This is a genomic window from Rugamonas sp. DEMB1, assembly GCF_029834475.1.
Classification (GTDB): domain Bacteria; phylum Pseudomonadota; class Gammaproteobacteria; order Burkholderiales; family Burkholderiaceae_D; genus Rugamonas; species Rugamonas rubra.
On the sequence record NZ_CP122407.1, the window covers coordinates 2,310,404 to 2,328,683 of the forward strand.

19 protein-coding genes are annotated in these 18,280 nt (G+C 69.0%); 13 read left to right on the top strand and 6 right to left on the bottom strand.

Annotated features, from left to right (window positions below; translation table 11 throughout):
- Nucleotides 1-3: 3 nt before the first annotated feature.
- The 4 genes from QC826_RS10630 to QC826_RS10645 all read right to left on the bottom strand — a co-directional run bounded on the left by QC826_RS10630 (nucleotide 4) and on the right by QC826_RS10645 (nucleotide 4,390).
- Nucleotides 4-1,902, bottom strand: coding sequence for a PP2C family serine/threonine-protein phosphatase (locus QC826_RS10630; RefSeq protein WP_279765576.1), 1,899 nt, complete (start codon nucleotides 1,900-1,902; stop codon nucleotides 4-6).
- A 12-nt stretch (nucleotides 1,903-1,914) separates the two neighbouring features.
- A complete protein-coding gene (locus tag QC826_RS10635) occupies nucleotides 1,915-2,961 on the bottom strand; it encodes a TerY-C metal binding domain-containing protein (RefSeq protein ID WP_279765578.1) in 1,047 nt (348 codons plus the stop codon).
- Nucleotides 2,962-2,994: 33 nt separating this feature from the next.
- A complete protein-coding gene (locus QC826_RS10640) occupies nucleotides 2,995-3,636 on the bottom strand; it encodes a vWA domain-containing protein (protein WP_279765579.1) in 642 nt (213 codons plus the stop codon).
- A gap of 115 nt (nucleotides 3,637-3,751) precedes the next feature.
- Nucleotides 3,752-4,390 carry a vWA domain-containing protein gene (locus QC826_RS10645; protein ID WP_279765580.1) on the bottom strand — a complete coding sequence of 213 codons (639 nt, stop codon included), beginning with the start codon at nucleotides 4,388-4,390 and terminating at the stop codon, nucleotides 3,752-3,754.
- A 326-nt stretch (nucleotides 4,391-4,716) separates the two neighbouring features.
- Here QC826_RS10645 and QC826_RS10650 point away from each other — a divergent pair, with 326 nt between their 5' ends.
- From QC826_RS10650 to QC826_RS10695, 10 genes are all read left to right on the top strand, one after another.
- Nucleotides 4,717-5,295 (top strand): TerD family protein, encoded by a 579-nt coding sequence (locus tag QC826_RS10650; protein WP_279765581.1) that lies wholly within the window; start codon nucleotides 4,717-4,719, stop codon nucleotides 5,293-5,295.
- Nucleotides 5,296-5,376: 81 nt separating this feature from the next.
- A complete protein-coding gene (locus QC826_RS10655; protein ID WP_279765582.1) occupies nucleotides 5,377-5,952 on the top strand; it encodes a TerD family protein in 576 nt (191 codons plus the stop codon).
- A 238-nt stretch (nucleotides 5,953-6,190) separates the two neighbouring features.
- The gene (locus tag QC826_RS10660) at nucleotides 6,191-6,907 is read left to right on the top strand and encodes a TIGR00266 family protein (protein ID WP_279765583.1); all 717 of its coding nucleotides are present in this window, start codon (nucleotides 6,191-6,193) and stop codon (nucleotides 6,905-6,907) included.
- Between the two features lie 85 nt (nucleotides 6,908-6,992).
- Entirely contained in the window at nucleotides 6,993-7,574 is a 582-nt protein-coding gene (locus tag QC826_RS10665; RefSeq protein ID WP_279765584.1) for a TerD family protein, read from the top strand.
- A 29-nt stretch (nucleotides 7,575-7,603) separates the two neighbouring features.
- The gene (locus QC826_RS10670; protein ID WP_279765585.1) at nucleotides 7,604-8,623 is read left to right on the top strand and encodes an ATP-grasp domain-containing protein; all 1,020 of its coding nucleotides are present in this window, start codon (nucleotides 7,604-7,606) and stop codon (nucleotides 8,621-8,623) included.
- Nucleotides 8,620-9,822: a phosphoribosyltransferase domain-containing protein gene (locus tag QC826_RS10675; protein ID WP_279765586.1), complete on the top strand. Its 1,203-nt coding sequence runs from the start codon at nucleotides 8,620-8,622 to the stop codon at nucleotides 9,820-9,822. Before QC826_RS10670 ends, QC826_RS10675 begins: the two co-directional genes overlap by 4 nt.
- The gene (locus QC826_RS10680; RefSeq protein WP_279765587.1) at nucleotides 9,800-10,552 is read left to right on the top strand and encodes an HAD family hydrolase; all 753 of its coding nucleotides are present in this window, start codon (nucleotides 9,800-9,802) and stop codon (nucleotides 10,550-10,552) included. Before QC826_RS10675 ends, QC826_RS10680 begins: the two co-directional genes overlap by 23 nt.
- Nucleotides 10,549-11,739 (top strand): cysteine protease StiP family protein, encoded by a 1,191-nt coding sequence (locus QC826_RS10685; protein WP_279765588.1) that lies wholly within the window; start codon nucleotides 10,549-10,551, stop codon nucleotides 11,737-11,739. The genes QC826_RS10680 and QC826_RS10685 overlap by 4 nt, the downstream gene beginning before the upstream one ends.
- Entirely contained in the window at nucleotides 11,732-12,649 is a 918-nt protein-coding gene (locus QC826_RS10690) for an HpcH/HpaI aldolase/citrate lyase family protein (RefSeq protein WP_279765589.1), read from the top strand. Before QC826_RS10685 ends, QC826_RS10690 begins: the two co-directional genes overlap by 8 nt.
- A 43-nt stretch (nucleotides 12,650-12,692) precedes the next feature.
- Entirely contained in the window at nucleotides 12,693-13,943 is a 1,251-nt protein-coding gene (locus QC826_RS10695) for a TerD family protein (protein ID WP_279765590.1), read from the top strand.
- A gap of 223 nt (nucleotides 13,944-14,166) precedes the next feature.
- Here the strand turns inward: QC826_RS10695 and QC826_RS10700 are convergent, their stop codons facing one another.
- Together QC826_RS10700 and QC826_RS10705 are read right to left on the bottom strand one after the other, a co-directional pair.
- Complete coding sequence (locus tag QC826_RS10700) at nucleotides 14,167-14,643, bottom strand: glycine zipper 2TM domain-containing protein (protein ID WP_279765591.1); 477 nt, start codon at nucleotides 14,641-14,643, stop codon at nucleotides 14,167-14,169.
- Between the two features lie 104 nt (nucleotides 14,644-14,747).
- Complete coding sequence (locus QC826_RS10705) at nucleotides 14,748-15,302, bottom strand: GNAT family N-acetyltransferase (RefSeq protein ID WP_279765592.1); 555 nt, start codon at nucleotides 15,300-15,302, stop codon at nucleotides 14,748-14,750.
- A 197-nt stretch (nucleotides 15,303-15,499) separates the two neighbouring features.
- Here QC826_RS10705 and QC826_RS10710 point away from each other — a divergent pair, with 197 nt between their 5' ends.
- From QC826_RS10710 to QC826_RS10720, 3 genes are all read left to right on the top strand, one after another.
- Entirely contained in the window at nucleotides 15,500-16,945 is a 1,446-nt protein-coding gene (locus tag QC826_RS10710; protein ID WP_279765594.1) for a M20/M25/M40 family metallo-hydrolase, read from the top strand.
- A gap of 220 nt (nucleotides 16,946-17,165) precedes the next feature.
- Nucleotides 17,166-17,414, top strand: a complete 249-nt coding sequence (locus tag QC826_RS10715) for a hypothetical protein (RefSeq protein ID WP_093390536.1) — start codon at nucleotides 17,166-17,168, stop codon at nucleotides 17,412-17,414.
- 180 nt (nucleotides 17,415-17,594) lie between these two features.
- On the top strand, nucleotides 17,595-18,173 hold the full coding sequence (locus tag QC826_RS10720; protein WP_279765595.1) for an NnrU family protein: 579 nt from the start codon (nucleotides 17,595-17,597) through the stop codon (nucleotides 18,171-18,173).
- Nucleotides 18,174-18,280: the final 107 nt, after the last annotated feature.

Genomic DNA, 18,280 nt, shown 5'->3' on the forward strand with positions numbered 1-18,280 from the left:
TCCTTAGTAGATGAGGGCGATCGTGCGATCGTCGTGGTTGCCGGCGGACCAAAAGTCCAGCCAGTCGAGCAGCTTTTGTTGCGGCGCGGCGGCGTCGGCCGCCAGCGCGCCGGTCTGCTCCAGCTCCTGCCACAGCTCGTCCCACACGGCGGCCCGGGCCAGGCGGGCGTCGGTCTCGAACTTGGGGTCGGAGACGCCGTCGCTCATCAGCACCAGCGCGCTGTCGGTGTCGGTCAGGGCGAAGCGGGTGCGGCGCAGCAGCGCCTCCTGGCTCACCTCGCCCGGGTCGAGGAAGCGGGTCTGGCCGGAGTATTCGCCGCTGTCGACCTCGCCCAGCAGGGTGACGCCGTCGCGCTTGCTGTAGACGCCGACGGCGCCGTCGCCGACCCAGTAGGCGACGTGCAGCGTGCCGAAGGGGTAGCGCTTGCAGGCGGCGATCAGCGCCGTGCTGGAGTAGTCCTTGTAGCTGGTTTGCGGGTCGCCCTGCGCCGCCACCTCCTGCACGATGGCCTTGACGGCGTAGTAGGCGGCGTGGCCGACCGTGACGAAGAGTTTGCCGTGCAGGGTTTGGCGGGCGAGCTCCTTGGCGGCTTCGTCCGGCGCCTGCGCCAGCAGGGCGCCGTAGGCTTGCGCCGCCTGGTCGATGGCCTGGCCCTCGGCGCCGTCGAGCGTGCGCTGCAGGTGCTGCAGCGCCTCGGCGCAAATCAATTGGGCGCCACGGCGGGAGAACTTGGCGCTGCCGGCGCCGTCGGCGACCACGGCGACGTGCCAGCCGGATTGCGGCAGGTGGGCCAGGCTGAAGTCGTCGTCGCGGAAGCTGCCGACGTGGGCGTGCGAGCGGCCACGCTTGCTGGCGGCGACCAGCTTGAGGGCGCCGGCGTCGATGAAACCGCTGTCCTCGTCGGGCTTCCAATAGACGTCGTCGCGTTTGGACGGCAGGTTCTGCCACATGCTGCGCGGGTCGGCGTTGACCAGCAGCTTGACGCTGGCGCGCCGTTCGGCGCCGCCGGGCGGGCCGTCCAGGCGGTAGGCCAGCTCGATGTCGTAGTCGCCCGGCAGGGCCGGCGTGCCGCTGATGGCGCCGCCGGCCAGGTCGGCGTGCAGGTCCAGCGTGGTTGGCACGGTGATCCTGGTGTAGCGGATCGGCGGGGCGCCGGCGGGCAGGACTTCCAGCGAGTGTGCGTAGGCCTCGCCGGCGCGCGCGTTGCGCAGCCGGAAGGTGAGGACGGGAGGTTCGGCGGCCGGCGGCGGCGGCGCTTGGGCCGGCGCTGCTTGAACTGGCGCCGGCGCCGGCGCGGCGGTGGCAGCCGGCGTCGCTGCTGGTGCCGATACGTCGACGGGTACGGCTGCGGGCGTTGCCGCCGGTGATGGGGCTGGTGGTTGGGCTGGTGTGTTTGCGGTCATGGCTGCGGACGTGGTTGTGCTGGTGGTGGCCGGCGACGGCGAATCGACGTTAGCCGATGCTGCCGAGGCGCTCGTTGCCGCCATTGCGGCAGGCGGGAGGGCCGGCGCCGGTACTGGCGCCGTCGCCGTCGCCATGGCCGGGGATGCTGGCGCGGGCGCGGCCGCCATTGCTGGCTGCGGAGGCGCGGCCGTGGTCGAAGGCGCTACCGTTGCCGTTGGCGCAGCTGCTGCCGTCGCTGCCGCCGTGGCCGGCGGCTTGGGCGCGATCCCCGGGCTCAGCTCGTCCAGCGTCATCGGCCGCACCGTCGGCGCGGCGGCGGGGCGCGAATGGCGGAAGCTGGCCAGTTGCTTGCGCAGCTTGTCGTCGAAGACGCGGATCAAATTCATGCAGTCGTCGCTTTGCAAAAAAGCGTCGACCACGTGGAAGTCGTCGGCCACCCTGGCTTCGCCAATCAGGTGGAGCCGCACGGCGAGTTTCAGTTGCTCATTGCCGGACATCGATTGCACCTCCTAGCCGCGCGAGCGGGCGACATCGAAACCCTCGCCGTCGCCGGCGGTGAAATTGCAGGCCTTGCCGCAGCCGGGGCAGGTGGCCGGCCCCTCGCCACGGATGCACATGATCTGGCCGCAGCCGCACATGGCGAAGCCGATCGGGTTGCCGCAGTGCGGGCAGCCGGGCGAGCCGACCAGGGCGTCGGTGTTGACGGTGCGCAGCAGCGCGCGCGCGTCCGACAACTCGTCGTAGTCCTGCTCCATGGCGAACACGCCGGTCAGGTTGTACAGGTCGACCTTCATGTCCAGGCCGCCCTGGCCGAGGTGGTGCAGGTTGCGCTCGTACTTCATCAGGTAGGGCAGGGCGTTGGTCTGGCAGCGCCCGGTGAGCACCACCAGGTCCTCGTCAACCGTGCCGGCGTTCTCCAGCGCGCCGATCTTGCGCATGATGCCGTCGTCGAGCTTGGCCAGGTTGACGCCGCCGCCGGCCGTCGCCACGCTGCGGCTCTGCGCCGCCACCGAGCGCGAGACCCAGTCGACGAAGCGCTTGAAGTCCTCCTCGCCGTTGACGTCGAGCGACAGCACGTTCTCGGTGAGCCGGTGCAGCACCGCCAGCGCGGCGTGGGCGCCGATGCCGATGGCCACCAGCGTGACCCGTTGCGCGTACTTGGCGTGCCAGCGCTTGAGCGCCGGCTCGATGTCGTCGGTCGGCTTGCCGTCGGTCATCAGGTAGACCACCGGCCGCCAGTCGCCCTTGCGCTCGGCGCTGCCGGCGACGATGTTGCGGTCCAGCTCGTCCATCAGGTGCTCGAGGGCGGCGCCCAGCGAGGTGCCCGAGCCGGCCGGCAGGCGCGGCGGGTAGAACAGGGCCAGCTCGGTGAGCGGGGTCAGCGTGCGCGCCTTGCCGGCGAACACGATGGTCGACAGGAACACGCTCTCGAGCGCGTGCGGGTCGGTGCGCAGGGTGGCGATCAGCCGGGCCAGGCCCTGTTGCAGGTGGCGCAGGTTGGCGCCGACCATGGATTCGGAGACGTCGAGCAAGAGGTAAATCGGCAGGCGGCGCATATCAACTCCCCGGCGCGGTGTGAGGTGGACGGCTCATAGGACGATCTGCACTTCCGGCGGCGGCGGCGGCAGCTCGGTGGAGGCCTGGGTGCCGGCGCTGGTGGTGCTGGCGGTGACGGCCACGGTGACCCATTGGAAGAACTTGGAGAAGCCGGTGCTGTCCATCTGGTCCAGGCTGACCACGTGCTCGGTCAGCTGCTTGAGCTGGTCGGGCGTGCTCTTCGGCCCGGCGGCGCAGGCCACCACGGTGCCGAAGCGGGCCTGCTGGACGCGCGCGATGGCCTGGTTGTAGGCCTCGGTGTCGGACGGCTTGCCGTCGGTCATGATGAACAGCAGCGGCCGCCAGTCGCCCTTTTGCTCGGCGCTGGTGACGCGGATGTCGCGCGCCACCATGTCGCAGATGGCGTGCAGGGCTTCGCCGAGGAAGGTGGGGCCGGACTCGGGGCAGGTGATCTCCGGCAGGTTGACGGCGTCGAGCGGGGTCAGCGGCAAGACCTGGTTGACCTTGCCGTCGAAGGTCACGATGCACAGGTGCACGCTTTCCAGCGCGAACGGGTTTTGCCGCAGAGAGGCGAGAAAGGCTTGCAGGCCCACGTTGACGGCCTGGATGGGCTCGCCGCGCATGGAGCCCGAGGTGTCGAGCGCGAGATAAACGGGTAAACGGCGTACGGTCATGGTGCCCCCTGGATGGAAACTGGCATGGGATGGAGCGGCGCCCCGGCGCGCCAAGGCGGCGCCGGGGGCGGATGGCGGCGGCGCTGGCGCCGGCCGCAACAACTGTGGCAGCGGTTTAGAGCACCACGTTCACTTCCGGCGGTGGCGGCGGCAGGTCGTCCAGGCCGGCCGCTTCCTTCTTGGCCAGGTCGACCTTTTGGCTGGTGGTGGCGATCGAGGCGCTGACCCACTTGAAGAAGGCCTTGATGGTGTTGCTGTCGGCCGTGTCCAAGCGCACCACGGAGTCGGTGATGCGCTGCAGGTCGGTGACGTTGGCGGCCGGGCCGGCGGCGCAGGCGATAAAGGCGCCCAGCTTGGCCGCCTTGAGGGCGGCGATGCCGGCGTCCAACTCGTCGGTGGCGACGCCGTCGGTCATCATGAAGACGATCGGCTTCCAGTCGCCTTTTTGCTCGGCGGTGGTTTTGGCCACCTCGGCGGCGGCGCGCGCGCACAGCAGGTCGAGCGCGGCGCCCATCGAGGTGGTGCCGCTGGCGGCCAGCACGGGGATCTGGAACTGGCCCAACTCGGTCAGCGGCACCACTTGCTGGGCCGTCTCGTTGAAGGTGATGACAGACAAAAACGCCGATTCGAGCGCGTGCGGGTCTTGCCGCAGGGCCGACACCAGCGTTTGCATGCCATTGCGCACTGCCTCGATCGGTTCGCCGCTCATCGAGCCGGACGTGTCGAGCAGTAAGTATACGGGTAGCCTTCTCATCGTTTCTCCAGTTGTGTAAGCGCCGTCATGAAGCGGTATTGGATTGCTGCTACATATTATAAGAATCGGCGCGGGACGGTTGGTCCCATAATTTGTTTGTCCGGTATGTACAGGCAAGCGGTCTTGACATATATTACTGGAAAGTTTCTGTGTTGCAAAACGGTTTGTCCACGCTTGCGTGCGCGGATATGGGGATAGACTGGTGTTTTGCAAGCGCATTCGCATGGTTATATTTGGATTTGATTGCACTGGTATTTTAAGCTATTCTCCGTCGTCGCCCGTCCGCGGCCTGTGCGCGCCGGGGCGGGAAAAAAGAGGAGCATGGTATGGCAATTAGTTTGAGCAAGGGTGGCAACGTCAGCCTGTCGAAGACCGACCCGTCGGTCGAGAAGATCCAGGTCGGCCTGGGCTGGGAGGCGCGTTCGAGCAATGGCGCCGATTTCGACCTCGACGCCAGTCTGTTCATGGTGCAGGCCAGCGGCAAGGTGCGCGGCGACCACGATTTCATTTTTTACAACCAGTTGAGTTCGACCTGCGGTGCCGTGCAGCACACCGGCGACAACCGGACCGGCGCCGGCGAGGGCGACGACGAGAGCCTGCAGGTCACGCTGGCCATGGTGCCGGCCGAGATCCAGCGCCTGGTGGTGGCCGTCACCATCCACGACGCCGCCGCCCGTGGACAGAATTTCGGCATGGTGCGCGAGGCCTTCGTGCGCGTGGTGAACAGTGTGAGCGGCGTGGAAATCGTCCGTTTCGACCTGTCGGAGGATTATTCCACCGAAACGGCATTGATTTTCGCGGAAATATACCAACATAATGGCGAGTGGAAATTCAAGGCCGTCGGCCAGGGGTATACCGGCGGCCTGGCCGCGCTGGCGATCCAGTATGGCGTGGACGTCGCCTAGTTCCGCGCTTTTGGAATGCGGCAAGGTGATATTCCCGCCGGCAAGCATTAATTCTTTTAAAACTTTTAACGGGAGTTCAGTATGGCGATTAGTTTGCAAAAAGGCGGCAACGTCAACCTCAGCAAGGAAGCACCGGGCCTGAGCAAGATCGTGATCGGTCTGGGCTGGGCCCCGCGCGCCACCGACGGCGCCGGTTTCGACCTCGACGGCAGCGCCTTCATGCTGAAGGCCGACGGCAAGGTGCGCGGCGACGCCGACTTCATCTTCTACAACAACCTGAAGTCGAGCGACGGCTCGCTGACCCACGCCGGCGACAACACCACCGGCGGCGGCGACGGCGACGACGAGAAGCTGACCATCGACCTGGCCCTGGTGCCGGCCGAGGTCGAGCGCATCGCCTTCTGCGTCACCATCCACGAGGCCGAGCAGCGCAAGCAGAACTTCGGCATGGTGGCCAAGGCCTTCATCCGCTGCCTGAACGGCAACGGCAACGCCGAGCTGGCCCGCTACGACCTGTCCGAGGACGGCTCGGTGGAGACGGCGATGATCTTCGGCGAGCTGTACCGCGCCGGCGCCGAGTGGAAGTTCAAGGCCATCGGCCAGGGCTTCAAGGGCGGCCTCGGCCCCCTGGCCCGCTCCTTCGGCGTCAACGCCTGATAGCTTAGGCCGCAGCACCACGCCGGCCGCCGCAGGGCGGCCGCTGCACCAACCGGGAGGCCTGCGCCTCCCGGTTCTCGCTTCACAGGCAATGAAAGCACGCCATGGCAGAGACACCAAGCGGCCGCGAGGCCGTCGAGCGATGGTTGCGCACACCTCGGCCAAGACCGAATTACGCGCCGGCCGGCCAGCCGGTCCGCCTGGCCGAGTGCCCACACTTTTTCGAGGGAGGGCAGCGATGCCTGAATTTACCGTAACCGGGGACGTCGATCCCTTCCTGCACGTCAGCCTGCGCCAGGGCGAGAAGATCTATTGCGAGTCGGACGCCATGGTGATGATGGAGTCCACGCTGGACCTGAAGGGCAAGATGACCGGCGGCGTGATGGGCTCCATCATGCGCCGCATGGCCAACGGCGAGTCCTTCTTCCAGCAGCACATCAGCGCCGTGCGCGGCGCCGGCGACTGCCTGCTGTCGCCGACGCTGCCGGGCGCGGTGCAGATCGTCGACGTCGGCGCGCGCCAGTACCTGCTCAACGACGGCACCTTCGTCGCCGCCAGCGACGGCGTCGAGATGAAGACGCGCACGCAAAGCATTTCCAACGCCCTGTTCGCGCAGTCGGGCGGCTTCTTCATCATGGAGACCACCGGCCAGGGCCAGATCGCCGTGTCCGGCTTCGGCTCGATGTTCAAGCTCGACGTCAGCCCAGGCAAGGACGTGGTGATCGACAATTCGCACGTGGTCTGCTGGGACAAGAGCCTGTCCTACGAGGTGTCGGTGACGACCTCGGGCGGCGGCGGCGGCCTGGGCGGCATGATCGGCAACCTGGTCAACAGCGTCACCAGCGGCGAGGGCATCGTGCTGCGCTTCACCGGCACCGGCTCGGTGCACGTGTGCTCGCGCAACCGCGACGCCTTCCTGGCCTGGGTCGCCAAGGGCAAGGGCGGCGCCGGCTAGGCCGGCGCACGAGTATCATGGGCGCCGGCCCGGCGACGGGCGCGGCGCGACAGGATTTTTTCACGTTGGATCACAGGAGGATGGCATGAGCGTTAATCTGAGCAAGGGTCAGAAAATCTCGTTGGACAAGGAAGCCGGCACCGGCTTGGGCAAGATCATCATGGGCCTCGGCTGGGACGCCGTGAAGTCGAAGGGCTTCCTCGGCTTCGGCCGCTCGGCGCCGGAGATCGACCTGGACGCCTCCTGCCTGCTGTTCGACGAGCAGGGCAATCTGCTCGACACCGTCTGGTTCCGCCAGCTCGGCTCGCGCGACGGCTCGATCGTCCACACCGGCGACAACCGCACCGGCGCCGGCGACGGCGACGACGAGCAAATCGCCGTCGACCTGGGGCGCGTGCCGGCCAACGTCAAGAGCCTGGTGTTCACCGTCAACAGCTTCACCGGCCAGGACTTCTCGCAGATCGAGAACGCCACCTGCCGCCTGGTCGACGCCTCCAACAACAAGGAGGTGGCGCGCTTCAACCTGACCATGACCGGCGGCCACACCGCGCAGATCATGGCCAAGGTCTACCGCCACAACGGCGAGTGGAAGATGCACGCCATCGGCGAGGCCGGCAGCGGCCGCACCTTCAACGACCTGCTGCCGCAGATCACCCCGCACCTGTAAGGATATCGATGCAAGTTTGGCGAGTTTGGTTGAATAGTGCTTTTTCGTCGGTGGCGACGGCACTCGAGTTGATCCGCGAGGGCGACCTCGAGGGCCGTTTTCACACCCGTTTCCACACCATCTACAGCCACCCCCACGCCCATTCGGCGGCGGCCGGGGCGGCCGACGCCTTCCACGTCGAGCCGAGCGGGCTGGCGGCGGCCGAGTATGTCGACTGGTGCCTGGCCTTCTGCCGCGAGCAGCGGGTCGACGTGTTCATGCCGAGCAAGCACGCCGCCGCGCTGAGCGCGGCGCGCGGCCGCTTCCTCGAGCAGGGCACGCGCCTGCTCAGCGCGGCCCTGCCGGCGCAGCTCGACCTGATCGACGACAAGGCCGCCTTCTACGCGGCGGTCGAGTTGCCGCAGGCGCCGGCGCCGCAGTTCCGCGAGTTCAGCGACATCGCGCAGTTCGATGCCGCCCACGCCGAGCTGCGCGCCCGCCACGACACGCTGTGCGTCAAGCCCTCGCGCTCGGTCTACGGCCTGGGCTTTGCCGTGCTCGACGAGCAGCGCAGCAGCGCCGCGCTGCTGCTGGCCGGCGCCAGCTACCGCATCGGCCTGGCCGACCTGCGCCGTGGCCTGGCCGAGCTGGGCCAGTTCCGCAGCATGCTGCTGATGGAGTACCTCGACGGTCCCGAATACAGCGTCGACTGCGTCGGCGACGAAGGGCGCCTGGCCTGCATGGTGGCGCGCAAAAAGCTGCCGCAGCCCGGCCACGGCCAGCTGATCGACATGCGGCCCGACATCGTCGCCGCCTGCGCCAAGCTGGCCGCCGACTTCGGCCTGAACGGCATGTTCAACGTCCAGTTCCGCGAGGGCCGCGACGGCCTGCGCCTGCTGGAGATCAATCCGCGCATGTCGGGCGGCATCGGCATGGCCTGCCTGGCCGGGCCGAACCTGCCCTACATCGCGCTGCGCGGCTTCGTCGACGGCCACGCCGGGCTGGTGCCGGCGGCGGTGCGCGACGGCATGCGCGTCGGTGAACAGGGCTGCGCCCTGGAGCTGGCATGAGCGGCGCCGTGGACGGCGCCGCGAGCGCTGCCGCGCCGCACGCCGGCAGCTGGCAGGTGGAGCTGCCGACCGGCACGCTGCAACTGCGCGTCGACAGCAGCGAGTTCGCGCCCGACAGCCTGCTCGGCTACGCCGCGCGCGACAACGCCAAGCGCGGCTTCCTCTTCCTCAGCAAGGTGCTGGGCAAGCACTGGCCGGTGACGCCGCAGCGCATGGCGCAGATCCACGCCAGCCTGGCCGCCGGCGTGCCCGAGCTGCCCGGTCCGGTGGTGTTCATCTCGCTGGCCGAGACCGGCATCGGCCTGGGCCAGGGCGTGTTCGAGGCCTGGCAGCGCGAGCATCCGGCGCAGCCGGCGCTGTTCCTGCACACCACCCGCTACCGCGTCGGCGCCGCGCCGCTGATCGAGTTCGAGGAGGCGCACAGCCACGCGCCGCGCCAGTTCCTGCATTGGCCGGAGGACGAGGCCCAGCGCGCGCTGTTCACCGGGATGCGCTCGCTGGTGTTGATCGACGACGAGGCCAGCACCGGCAACACCTTCGTCAACCTGCTCAACGCCTGCCGCCAGGTGCAGCCGGACATCGCCCATTTGCATCTGGCGGTGATCACCAATTTCATGGGCGAGCAGGGCGGCGCCGCGCTGGCGCAGCGCTGCGGCCTGCCGCTCACGCTGGGCGCCTGCCTGCGCGGCGGCTACCAGTTCGCGCCGGGCGCGGTGGCCTCGAGCGCGGCGCCGGCGCAGCGCTTCGACGCCGACGCCGAGCGCGGCGCCAGCGCCGGCTTCGGCCGGCGCGGCCGCAGCGCGCCGCTGCGCCTGCCGGACGCGCTGGTGGAGCGCCTGGCGGCCGACATCGGCGCCGGCCAGAGCGTGCTGGTGCTGGGCACCGGCGAGTTCATGCACGCCGCCTATGTGCTGGGCGCGGCGCTGGCGCGCGACGGCGTCGAATTGGCGATCCAGTCGACCACCCGCTCGCCCATTTTGCGCTGGGGCGCGGTGGGGCAGGTGCTGGAGTTCGCCGACAACTACGGCGAGGGCGTGCCCAACTTCCTCTACAATGTCCGCCCCGGCCAGTACGACCACGTTTTCATCTGCCACGAGACGCCGCCCAACGCGGCGTTGTTCGAGCTTGCCGCGCTGCTCGACGCGCGTCTTTTCCATTTTATTAGTGAGGCCCTGGTTGAAGAAATTCCTGTTCGCTGATCTCGACGACACGCTGTTCCAATCGCTGGAGAAGTGTGTCGACCGCGACGACCTGCAAACGGCCGCCGTGCTCAAGGACGGCGTCGCCTGCTCCTTCAGCACGGCCGGCCAGCGCGCCCTGTTCGACTTCATGCAAGACGGTATGACGGTGATCCCGGCCACGGCGCGCAACCTGGACGCCTTCCGCCGCGTGCGGCTGGACTTCCACAGCTACGCGGTGATCAACTACGGCGGCGTGGTGCTGCTGCCCGACGGCAGCGCCGACCGCGACTGGCTGGAGCGCATGCGCCCGCTGATGCTGGCGGCGCAGGAGGGCCTGGCCGAGCTGGCCGGCCTGGTCGACGCCTACGTGGCGGCGGCCGGCCAGCGCGGCCGCGCCCGCGTCATCGAGGACTTCGCCATCCCGTTCTACCTGGTGTTCAAGGACGCCGACAAGATCGCCGAACGGCTCGAGCCGATCGAGCGCGAGGTGGTGCGGCCGTGGCTGGAGGCGCGCGGCCACGACTACTTCATCCACCGCAACGGCAACAACCTGGCGGTGCTGCCCAACGCGCTCAACAAGTCGCACGCGGTGGCCTACGTGACCGAGCGCCTGCGCGCCGAACACGGCGCGCTGCTCACCTTCGGCATGGGCGACAGCCGCTCCGACGCCCGCTTCATGGCCGCCTGCGACTACGCCATCGTGCCGCGCGGCAGCCAGCTGGCCGGGCTGGCCCTGGAACCGCTATGAACGCCGCGATGAACTTCAGCGGCAGCTACCACGGCGACGACGTGCAGTTCCTCCTCAAGCCGCTGGCGCTGGCCTCCTTCGTCGACGTGCCGGACAAGGAGCGGCTGATCCAGTCCGGCCGGCGCCACTACAGCGAGATGCTGTCGCGCGAGTCGCTGCCGTCGGCGCGCTATCTGGAGGTGTTCCGCGCCGCCTGCGCCGCCAACCTGGAGCGCATGGCCGGCGACTGCCTGGCGCTGGCCGGCCTGATCGCCCAACGCCGCAGCGGCCCGGTGACGCTGGTGTCGCTGGCGCGCGCCGGCACGCCGGTCGGCGTGGTGCTCAAGCGCCTGCTGGCCGGCGTGTTCGGCCGCGAGACGGCGCACTATTCGCTGTCCATCATCCGCGACCGTGGCATCGACCAGGTGGCGCTGGAGTACATCCTGGCGCGCGGCCACGCCGCCGAGTCCATCGTCTTCGTCGACGGCTGGACCGGCAAGGGCGTCATCAGCGGCGAGCTGCAGGCCAGCATGGCCGACTTCAACGCCAGCCACGGCTGCGCCATCGACAGCGGCCTGTACGTCCTGTCCGACCTGGCCGGGGTGGCCGCCTGCGCCGCCGCCCACGACGACTACCTGATCCCCTCGAGCATCCTCAACGCCACCGTGTCGGGCCTGGTCAGCCGCTCCATCCTGAACCAGTCCATCGGCCCGGCCGACTTCCACGGCTGCGTCTACTACGCCGAGTTCGAACCGCAGGACCAGTCGCGGGCGTTCGCCGACAGCCTGGTCGAGCGCGCGCTGGCGATCGCGGAGTGCTCGCCGCCGCGCGCGGCGGCTAGCGGCGCGGCTAGCGGTGCGGTAGTAAGCGCGCCGCTTGGCGCGAGCCACGGCGCGGCAGGCGAGGCGGCTGCCCTGGCGGCCACCTTGGCGGCGCGCGACGAGGCGGCGCGGGTGTCGCGCCGCTACATGGCCGAGGCCATGCGCGAGCACGCCATCGCCGACCGCAACCTGATCAAACCCGGCCTGGGCGAGGCCACCCGCGTGCTGCTGCGGCGCACGCCGGAACGCCTGATCGTGCGCGACGCGGCCAGCGCCGACGTCGCCCACCTGCTGGTGCTGGCGCGTGAAAAGAACGTGCCGGTGCATATCGACCCGGAGCTGCCCTACCAGGCGGTCTCCATCATCAGGAATGTCTCAGATGGTTAAACCAATCGGTGCCTCGCTCTACGTGCCGGCCACCCACAAGCATTTGATGGAGGTGGCCAGCGGCACCCGGCTGGCCCATGTGCGTTCGCTCATCATGTGCACCGAGGACGCCGTCGCCGAGCGCGAGCTGAGCTACGCCATGTTCAACCTGTCGCTGGTGCTGGCGCATATGCCGGCGGCCAGCACGGCCGAGCGCTTCGTCCGCGTGCGCAACCAGGAGGTGATGGCGCGCGTGCTGGCCATGCCCGGCGCCGACAAGCTGACCGGCTTCGTCATCCCCAAGGCGACCCAGTACAACCTGGCCGCCTACTGCAAGCTGGTGCGCGACACCCGCCACGTGCTGATGCCCACGCTGGAGACGGCCGAGGTGTTCGACGACGAGGAGATGCGCGCGCTGCGCCGGCTGATCGAGGCGCCCGGCTTCCGCGAGCGGGTGCTGGCGCTGCGCATCGGCGGCAACGACCTGCTGTCGCTGCTGGGCCTGCGCCGGCCGCGCAACATGACGCTGTACCGCACGCCGCTCGGCCCGGTGATCGCCCGCCTGGTGACCACCTTCCGGCCGCACGGCTTCGCCTTGACGGCGCCGGTGTTCGAACACCTGGACCTGCCCGAGCTGCTCAACGAGGAGGTGGCCGAGGACCTGGCCTACGGCATGGTCGGCAAGACCGCCATCCATCCCAGCCAGATCGCCGCCATCGAGAGCCACTACCGCGTCTCGGCCGGCGACCTGCGCGCCGCCGCCGCCATCCTGCATCCGGACAGCCCGGCGGTGTTCGCCATGGACCAGTCGATGTGCGAGGTGGCGACCCACCGCGCCTGGGCCGAGAGCACGCTGGCGCGCTCGCGCCTGTTCGGCTCCCATCCGGAGCAAAACCAGCTTCCCCCCACCGTCCTGAACAGCCCGCACTGAGCGGCGCCGCGGGCGGTCCCCACACCTCGATAGGAACCTTCGTATGAAACAATTCTCGCGCGGACAAAAGAGCAAGCTCAGCGACCTCGATTGCGGCCTGTCCTTCAACGTCGACGTCGACCTGCGCATCGGCGGCGCGCTGGCCGACGTGTCCTGCTTCGGCCTCGACAGCGCCGAGCGCCTGTCCGACGACCGCTACATGGTGTTCTACAACCAGCTGGCCAGTCCGGGCGATGCGGTCACGCTGCGCCTCGGCGGCGAGCGGGTCAGCTTCGCCGTGAATTTGGCGGCGCTGCCCGAGTCGATCTGCAAGCTGGTGTTCACCGCCGCCATCGACGGCGGCGCCAGCATGCGCGCCATCAGCGGCGGCAGCGTGACGCTGGGCGGCGTGGCGCAGTTCGCCCTGGCCGGCGGCGACTTCCAGGACGAGAAGGCGGTCATCCTCGCCGAGGTCTACCGCAAGGACGGCGTGTGGCGCTTCGGCGCGGTGGGGCAGGGCTTCAACGGTGGCCTGGCGGCGCTGCTGGCGCATTTCGGCGGCAGCGAGAGCGGCGCCGCCGCGCCGGCGCCGGCCGCCGTCCCCGCTGCGGCCCCGGCTGCGGCTGCGGCCCCGGCGGCCGCGCCGAAGGTGTCGCTGTCGAAGGTCACGCTGGAGAAGCGCGGCGACAAGATCTCGCTGGAGAAGACCTCGGCGGCCGGCTTCGGCCGCATCCACGTCAACCTGAACTGGAACCGCGCTGCCGGCGCCGCGCCGGCAGCGGCGGAAAAGCCGGGCTTCTTCGCCCGCCTGACCGGCGCGGGCGCGGGCGCGCCGCGCGGCATCGACCTGGACCTGGGCTGCATGTTCGAGATGGCCGACGGCACGCCCGGCGTGGTACAGGCCTTGGGCGGCAGCTTCGGCGACTTCGCCGGCAGGCCATACATCCAATTGGCCGCCGACGACCGCACCGGCGCCTCGCTGGACGGCGAAAACCTGAGCATCAACGGCGCGCATTTCGGCGAAATCAAACGGGCGCTGATCTTCGCCTTCATCTACGAGGGCGTGGCGAACTGGGCCGCCACCGACGGCGTGGTCACCGTCAACGTGCCCGACCAGCCGCCCATCGAGGTGCGCCTGGACCAGGGCGGCGACCAGATGATGTGCGCCATCGCCATGTTGGAGAACGTCGGCGGCAAGCTGCAGGTGACCAAGCTGGTCGACTACATCGTGCCGCAGGGGCGCACGACCCTGCACGAGCTGATGGACCGCAAATACAGCTTCGGCCTGCGCTGGGCAGCCGGCAGCAAGGACTAGGCGACCGCGCCTCGCTTGTCGAGAAAGCTTCTTCCCGGATTTTTGAGGCGCCGACGAAACCCGACGGCGCAAACCTAGGGTCAGACCCTGAGGGTCTGACCCTGGCTCTTTGCCGCTGGGGTTTGCCAGCATCCCCAGCGCCTTGAATCGACACCGCCAACAAAAAAAGAGCCTGACGCGGCGACGCGTCAGGCTCTTTTAGTTGGCGCTCCCGGTCGGGCGCCTAGCGGTCGTAGCCGCGATGATGATGGTGGTGGTGGTGGCGGCCGCCCTCGTAGTAGTTGTCGCGGCCACGGTACTCGCGCACCTCGCGGTATTCGCGGTAGTAGGGGCGGGCCGGTTCGACATAGACCACCTGTGGCGGCGCGTAGTAGCGCGGCGGCGGCGCATAGTAGACCGGCGCCGGTTCGTAGTAGGTCGGCGCCGACTGGTAGACGCGGGTTTCGACGTAGCGGCTGTCGCGGCGGTTGTCGCGGCGGTAGGAGCGGTCGTCGCTGTTGATGCTGTTGCCGACGGCGGCGCCGATCAGGCCGCCGACGATGGCGCCGTCGCGCCCGCCGCTGTTATGGCCGATGGCCGCGCCGACGATGGCGCCGGCGGCGGTGTTGAAGTCGCGGTCGCCGGCCTGCGCGCTGGTCGACACGGCGGCTGCGGCCAGCATCACCACGGCCAGGAATTTTTTGCTCATTTTGTTCAACATGGCGTTTTCTCCCGCTCGGCCCCGGATCGGAATGATCCGCGCGGCCCTGATATGAGTGTCACTATATCGCCCGGCCGGGAAATCGCCACGCCATATACATATTCTTACATTCGGGCGAGCATGCTGAGCGGCGCGCGCAGGCGCTCCCACTCCGGCCGCAGCAGGCTGTGGACGCTGACGTCGCAGTAGCGGCCGTTGATGAAGAAGGCCTGGCGCAGCAGGCCCTCGGGCTGGAAGCCGCATTTTTCGGCGACGCGCACCGAGGCGATGTTCTCCGGCGCGGTCAGCAGTTCGAGCCGGTGGTACTGGTAGACGCGGAACAGGTGGTCGACCAGCAGCCGGGTCGCCTCGCTGACGTAGCCGCGCCCGGCCAGCGCGGCGTCGAACAGGCGGTAGCCGATCTCGCGGCAGATCGGCGTGCGGCTCTTGAAGTGGGTGATGACGCCGACGATGTGGTGGGCGCGGTCCTCGATGACGAACAATTCGCTGTCCTCGGTGACGAAGCCGGTCTGCAGGAACTCCTTGCGCATCTGCTCGGGCGACTTGAAGTGGCTGGAGAAGTGGTCGCCGCGCGAGGGCAGGTCGTTGACCAGGGCGATGAAGGTGTTCAGGTCGGCGGTCAGCAAGTGGCGGACGGTGCACAGTGGTCCCTTGAGCATATGCGCTTCCTTTCTGCGGAGGGAAACCCATGGTAATGCAGACGCGGCGACAAATCAAACGCGCCGGCGCCTGCGTTTTTAGAAGTTTCTGCACAAGATAGCCAAATGCGCTATCGTAACAATCCGGCACCTTGCCCGTCGGTGGAAAAACCGCCGGCGAACTCCTTCGCCCGCCCGCATTCTTATCAAGGATCCGCATGAAACCTGTGTTGAACAAGCCGCTGTTGCGCCAGCCCGTGCTGGCCGCCCTGATCACCTGCCTGCTGAGCGCCGGCGCCCACGCCGCCGCGCCGGCCAACGACGCCGCCACCCTGGGCCGCATCCGAGACACGGCGATGCAGAGCGACTGGGCCTACCAGCGCCTGGCCGACCTGACCGACCTGGTCGGCCCGCGCCTGTCCGGCTCGGCCGGCGCGGCGGCGGCGGTCGAGCAGGTGGCGGCGGCGCTGCGCAAGCTGGGCGCGACCGTCACGCTGCAGCCGGTCAAGGTGCCGCATTGGGTGCGCGGCGCCGAGACGGCCGAGTTGGTCGACTACAGCGGCCGTCCGGCCGGTGTCAGCCAGCGCGTCGTGCTGACGGCGCTGGGCGGCTCCGGCGCCACGCCGGCCGCCGGCCTGACCGCGCCGCTCATCGTGGTGCGCGACTTCGACGAGCTGAAGGCGCGCGCCGCCGAGGTCAAGGGCCGCATCGTGCTGTTCGACGTCGCCTTCGACCAGGAGATGGCCGAGCGCGGCCTGGCCGGCCCGGCCTACGGGCGCGGCTCGAACTACCGCTTCAACGGACCCAAGCTGGCGGCGCAGATGGGCGCGGCCGCCGCGCTGGTGCGCTCGGTCGGCGGCGCCGACTTCCGCATTCCCCACACCGGCGCCACCGGCCTGGTCGACGGCGCGCGCATCCCGGCCGCCGCCGTCACCAGCGAGGACGCCATGCTGATGAGCCGCCTGGCCGCGCGCGGCCCGCTGAGCATGCACCTGACCCTGACGCCGCAGACCCTGGCCGACGCCGACAGCTTCAACGTCATCGCCGACCTGCCGGGCAGCGACAAGGCCGACGAGGTGGTGATCGTCTCCGGCCACCTGGACTCGTGGGGCCTGGCCACCGGCGCCAACGACGACGGCGCCGGCGTGATGGGCGCGATGGGCGTCATCGAGACGCTGAAAAAGCTCAAGCTGCAGCCGCGCCGCACCATCCGCATGATCGCCTGGATGAACGAGGAGAACGGCGGCCGCGGCGGCGCCGCCTATTTCGACGCCCACAAGGCCGGGCTGGACAAGCAGTTCGCCGCCATCGAGAGCGACTCCGGCGCCGGCCGTCCGTTCGGCGTGTTGGCCAGCGTCGGCCCGCGCGTGGAGAAGCTGTTCGCGCCCTTGCAGGCGGCGTTGCAGCCGATCGGCGCCAGCGCCTTCACCCGCCGCGACGTGCTCGGCGCCGGCGACCTGCACGCGCTGGAGACCGGCGGCGTGCCCAGCTTCGAGCCGCTGGTCGACAGCCACAGCTACTTCCACTACCACCACACGGCCGCCGACACGCTCGACAAGGTCGACCCGCAGAACCTGAAGCGGCATGTGGCGGTGCTGTCCTCGCTGACCTGGTATCTGGCCAACATGGACGAGCCGATCGGCCGCGCGCCCAAGCAGGACTAGGGCGGAACGCCGGCGCGCACCCCGCGGTGCGGCTGAAGGGGGGCTGACCCCGCATGGGGTCAGACCCCGGCGTCCGGGTTTTGCGGTGGCGCTCAATCATGCCGTCTCAGAGCAGCGCGCTGTGCCCACGTGCCCGGCCAGGGCAGGCGGGCGCGGAAACGGCGCCGCATCCTGTATCATCGAAGGCAGCAGTTGACTAGCCACCGCCAAGGAGAAACAGATGGATCAAGGATCGAAAATTCACTACAAGGGCTGGGAAATCGTGCCGTTCGCCGCGCCCACCAGCGGTGACAAATGGACCGCCAGCTGCGACATCGAGCGCGCCGGGCCGGACGGCGTCGACGTGTTCGAGGGCGCCACCATGCAGTTCATCCGCGACAGCGAGGACGACGCCGTCGCCGCCGCCTGCGACGAGGCGATCCGCCAGATCGACAACATCATCGCCAATCCGCTGGTGCGGCTGGCCTGACACGCGGTGCCGCCGGCCCGGCCGCGCCGGACCGGCAGTGCCGCCCCTCCCGCCGGGCGATTTCCCTCGCGAGATTGCTTTGACAACATTTCCGTGCCACCATACGCCATCCCCCGGCGCCGCGTCCGCGTCGCGCCGGGTCCGCAAGCCCAGCCCCCATCCACTTCGCAAGGCAGCTCGATGACGATATTGCTACTCGGTTTGATTCTTTTCCTCGGCACCCACTCGGTGCGCATTGTCGCCGAGCCGTGGCGCCAGCGCCAACTGGCCCGGCAGGGCGAGGCCGCCTGGAAGGGCGCGATCAGCCTGCTGTCGCTGCTCGGCTTCGGCCTGATCATCTGGGGCTTCGGCCTGGCGCGCCAGGAGCCGGTGCAGCTGTGGCAGCCGCCGGTGTTCCTGCGCCACCTGAGCGCGCTGTTCATGCTGGCCTTCTTCGTGCTGCTGGCCGCCGCCTACGTGCCGCGCAACCGCATCAAGGCCGCCGTCCACCATCCGATGGTACTGGGCACCAAGCTGTGGGCCTTCGGCCACCTGCTGGCCAACGGCATGCTGGCCGACGTGGTGCTGTTCGGCGCCTTCCTGCTGTGGGCGGTGCTGGACTTCCGCGCCGCCCGCCAGCGCGACCGCGCCGCCGGCACCACCTATCCGGCCGGCACCTTGGGCGGCACCCTGGCGACGCTGGCCGTCGGCCTGCTCGCCTTTGTCGTGTTCGCCTTCTGGCTGCACGGCGTGCTGATCGGCGTGCGGCCGTTCGCTTGAACCAACGCGGGTGTTGTGTTGTCTTAACTTTATGATATAGTTGAAATACCACTTTAAGCGGGCATTCCGCCCGCGCCCGGTGGCAACTGGCCGGATATGCCGGTGTG

Excerpts from the sequence above, each read along its gene's own strand:
- QC826_RS10630 (WP_279765576.1), bottom strand. The coding sequence starts at position 1,902 with ATGTCCGGCAATGAGCAACTGAAACTCGCCGTGCGGCTCCACCTGATT.
- QC826_RS10635 (WP_279765578.1), bottom strand. The coding sequence starts at position 2,961 with ATGCGCCGCCTGCCGATTTACCTCTTGCTCGACGTCTCCGAATCCATG.
- QC826_RS10640 (WP_279765579.1), bottom strand. The coding sequence starts at position 3,636 with ATGACCGTACGCCGTTTACCCGTTTATCTCGCGCTCGACACCTCGGGC.
- QC826_RS10645 (WP_279765580.1), bottom strand. The coding sequence starts at position 4,390 with ATGAGAAGGCTACCCGTATACTTACTGCTCGACACGTCCGGCTCGATG.
- QC826_RS10650 (WP_279765581.1), top strand. The coding sequence starts at position 4,717 with ATGGCAATTAGTTTGAGCAAGGGTGGCAACGTCAGCCTGTCGAAGACC.
- QC826_RS10655 (WP_279765582.1), top strand. The coding sequence starts at position 5,377 with ATGGCGATTAGTTTGCAAAAAGGCGGCAACGTCAACCTCAGCAAGGAA.
- QC826_RS10660 (WP_279765583.1), top strand. The coding sequence starts at position 6,191 with ATGCCTGAATTTACCGTAACCGGGGACGTCGATCCCTTCCTGCACGTC.
- QC826_RS10665 (WP_279765584.1), top strand. The coding sequence starts at position 6,993 with ATGAGCGTTAATCTGAGCAAGGGTCAGAAAATCTCGTTGGACAAGGAA.
- QC826_RS10675 (WP_279765586.1), top strand. The coding sequence starts at position 8,620 with ATGAGCGGCGCCGTGGACGGCGCCGCGAGCGCTGCCGCGCCGCACGCC.
- QC826_RS10685 (WP_279765588.1), top strand. The coding sequence starts at position 10,549 with ATGAACGCCGCGATGAACTTCAGCGGCAGCTACCACGGCGACGACGTG.
- QC826_RS10690 (WP_279765589.1), top strand. The coding sequence starts at position 11,732 with ATGGTTAAACCAATCGGTGCCTCGCTCTACGTGCCGGCCACCCACAAG.
- QC826_RS10695 (WP_279765590.1), top strand. The coding sequence starts at position 12,693 with ATGAAACAATTCTCGCGCGGACAAAAGAGCAAGCTCAGCGACCTCGAT.
- QC826_RS10700 (WP_279765591.1), bottom strand. The coding sequence starts at position 14,643 with ATGTTGAACAAAATGAGCAAAAAATTCCTGGCCGTGGTGATGCTGGCC.
- QC826_RS10705 (WP_279765592.1), bottom strand. The coding sequence starts at position 15,302 with ATGCTCAAGGGACCACTGTGCACCGTCCGCCACTTGCTGACCGCCGAC.
- QC826_RS10710 (WP_279765594.1), top strand. The coding sequence starts at position 15,500 with ATGAAACCTGTGTTGAACAAGCCGCTGTTGCGCCAGCCCGTGCTGGCC.
- QC826_RS10715 (WP_093390536.1), top strand. The coding sequence starts at position 17,166 with ATGGATCAAGGATCGAAAATTCACTACAAGGGCTGGGAAATCGTGCCG.
- QC826_RS10720 (WP_279765595.1), top strand. The coding sequence starts at position 17,595 with ATGACGATATTGCTACTCGGTTTGATTCTTTTCCTCGGCACCCACTCG.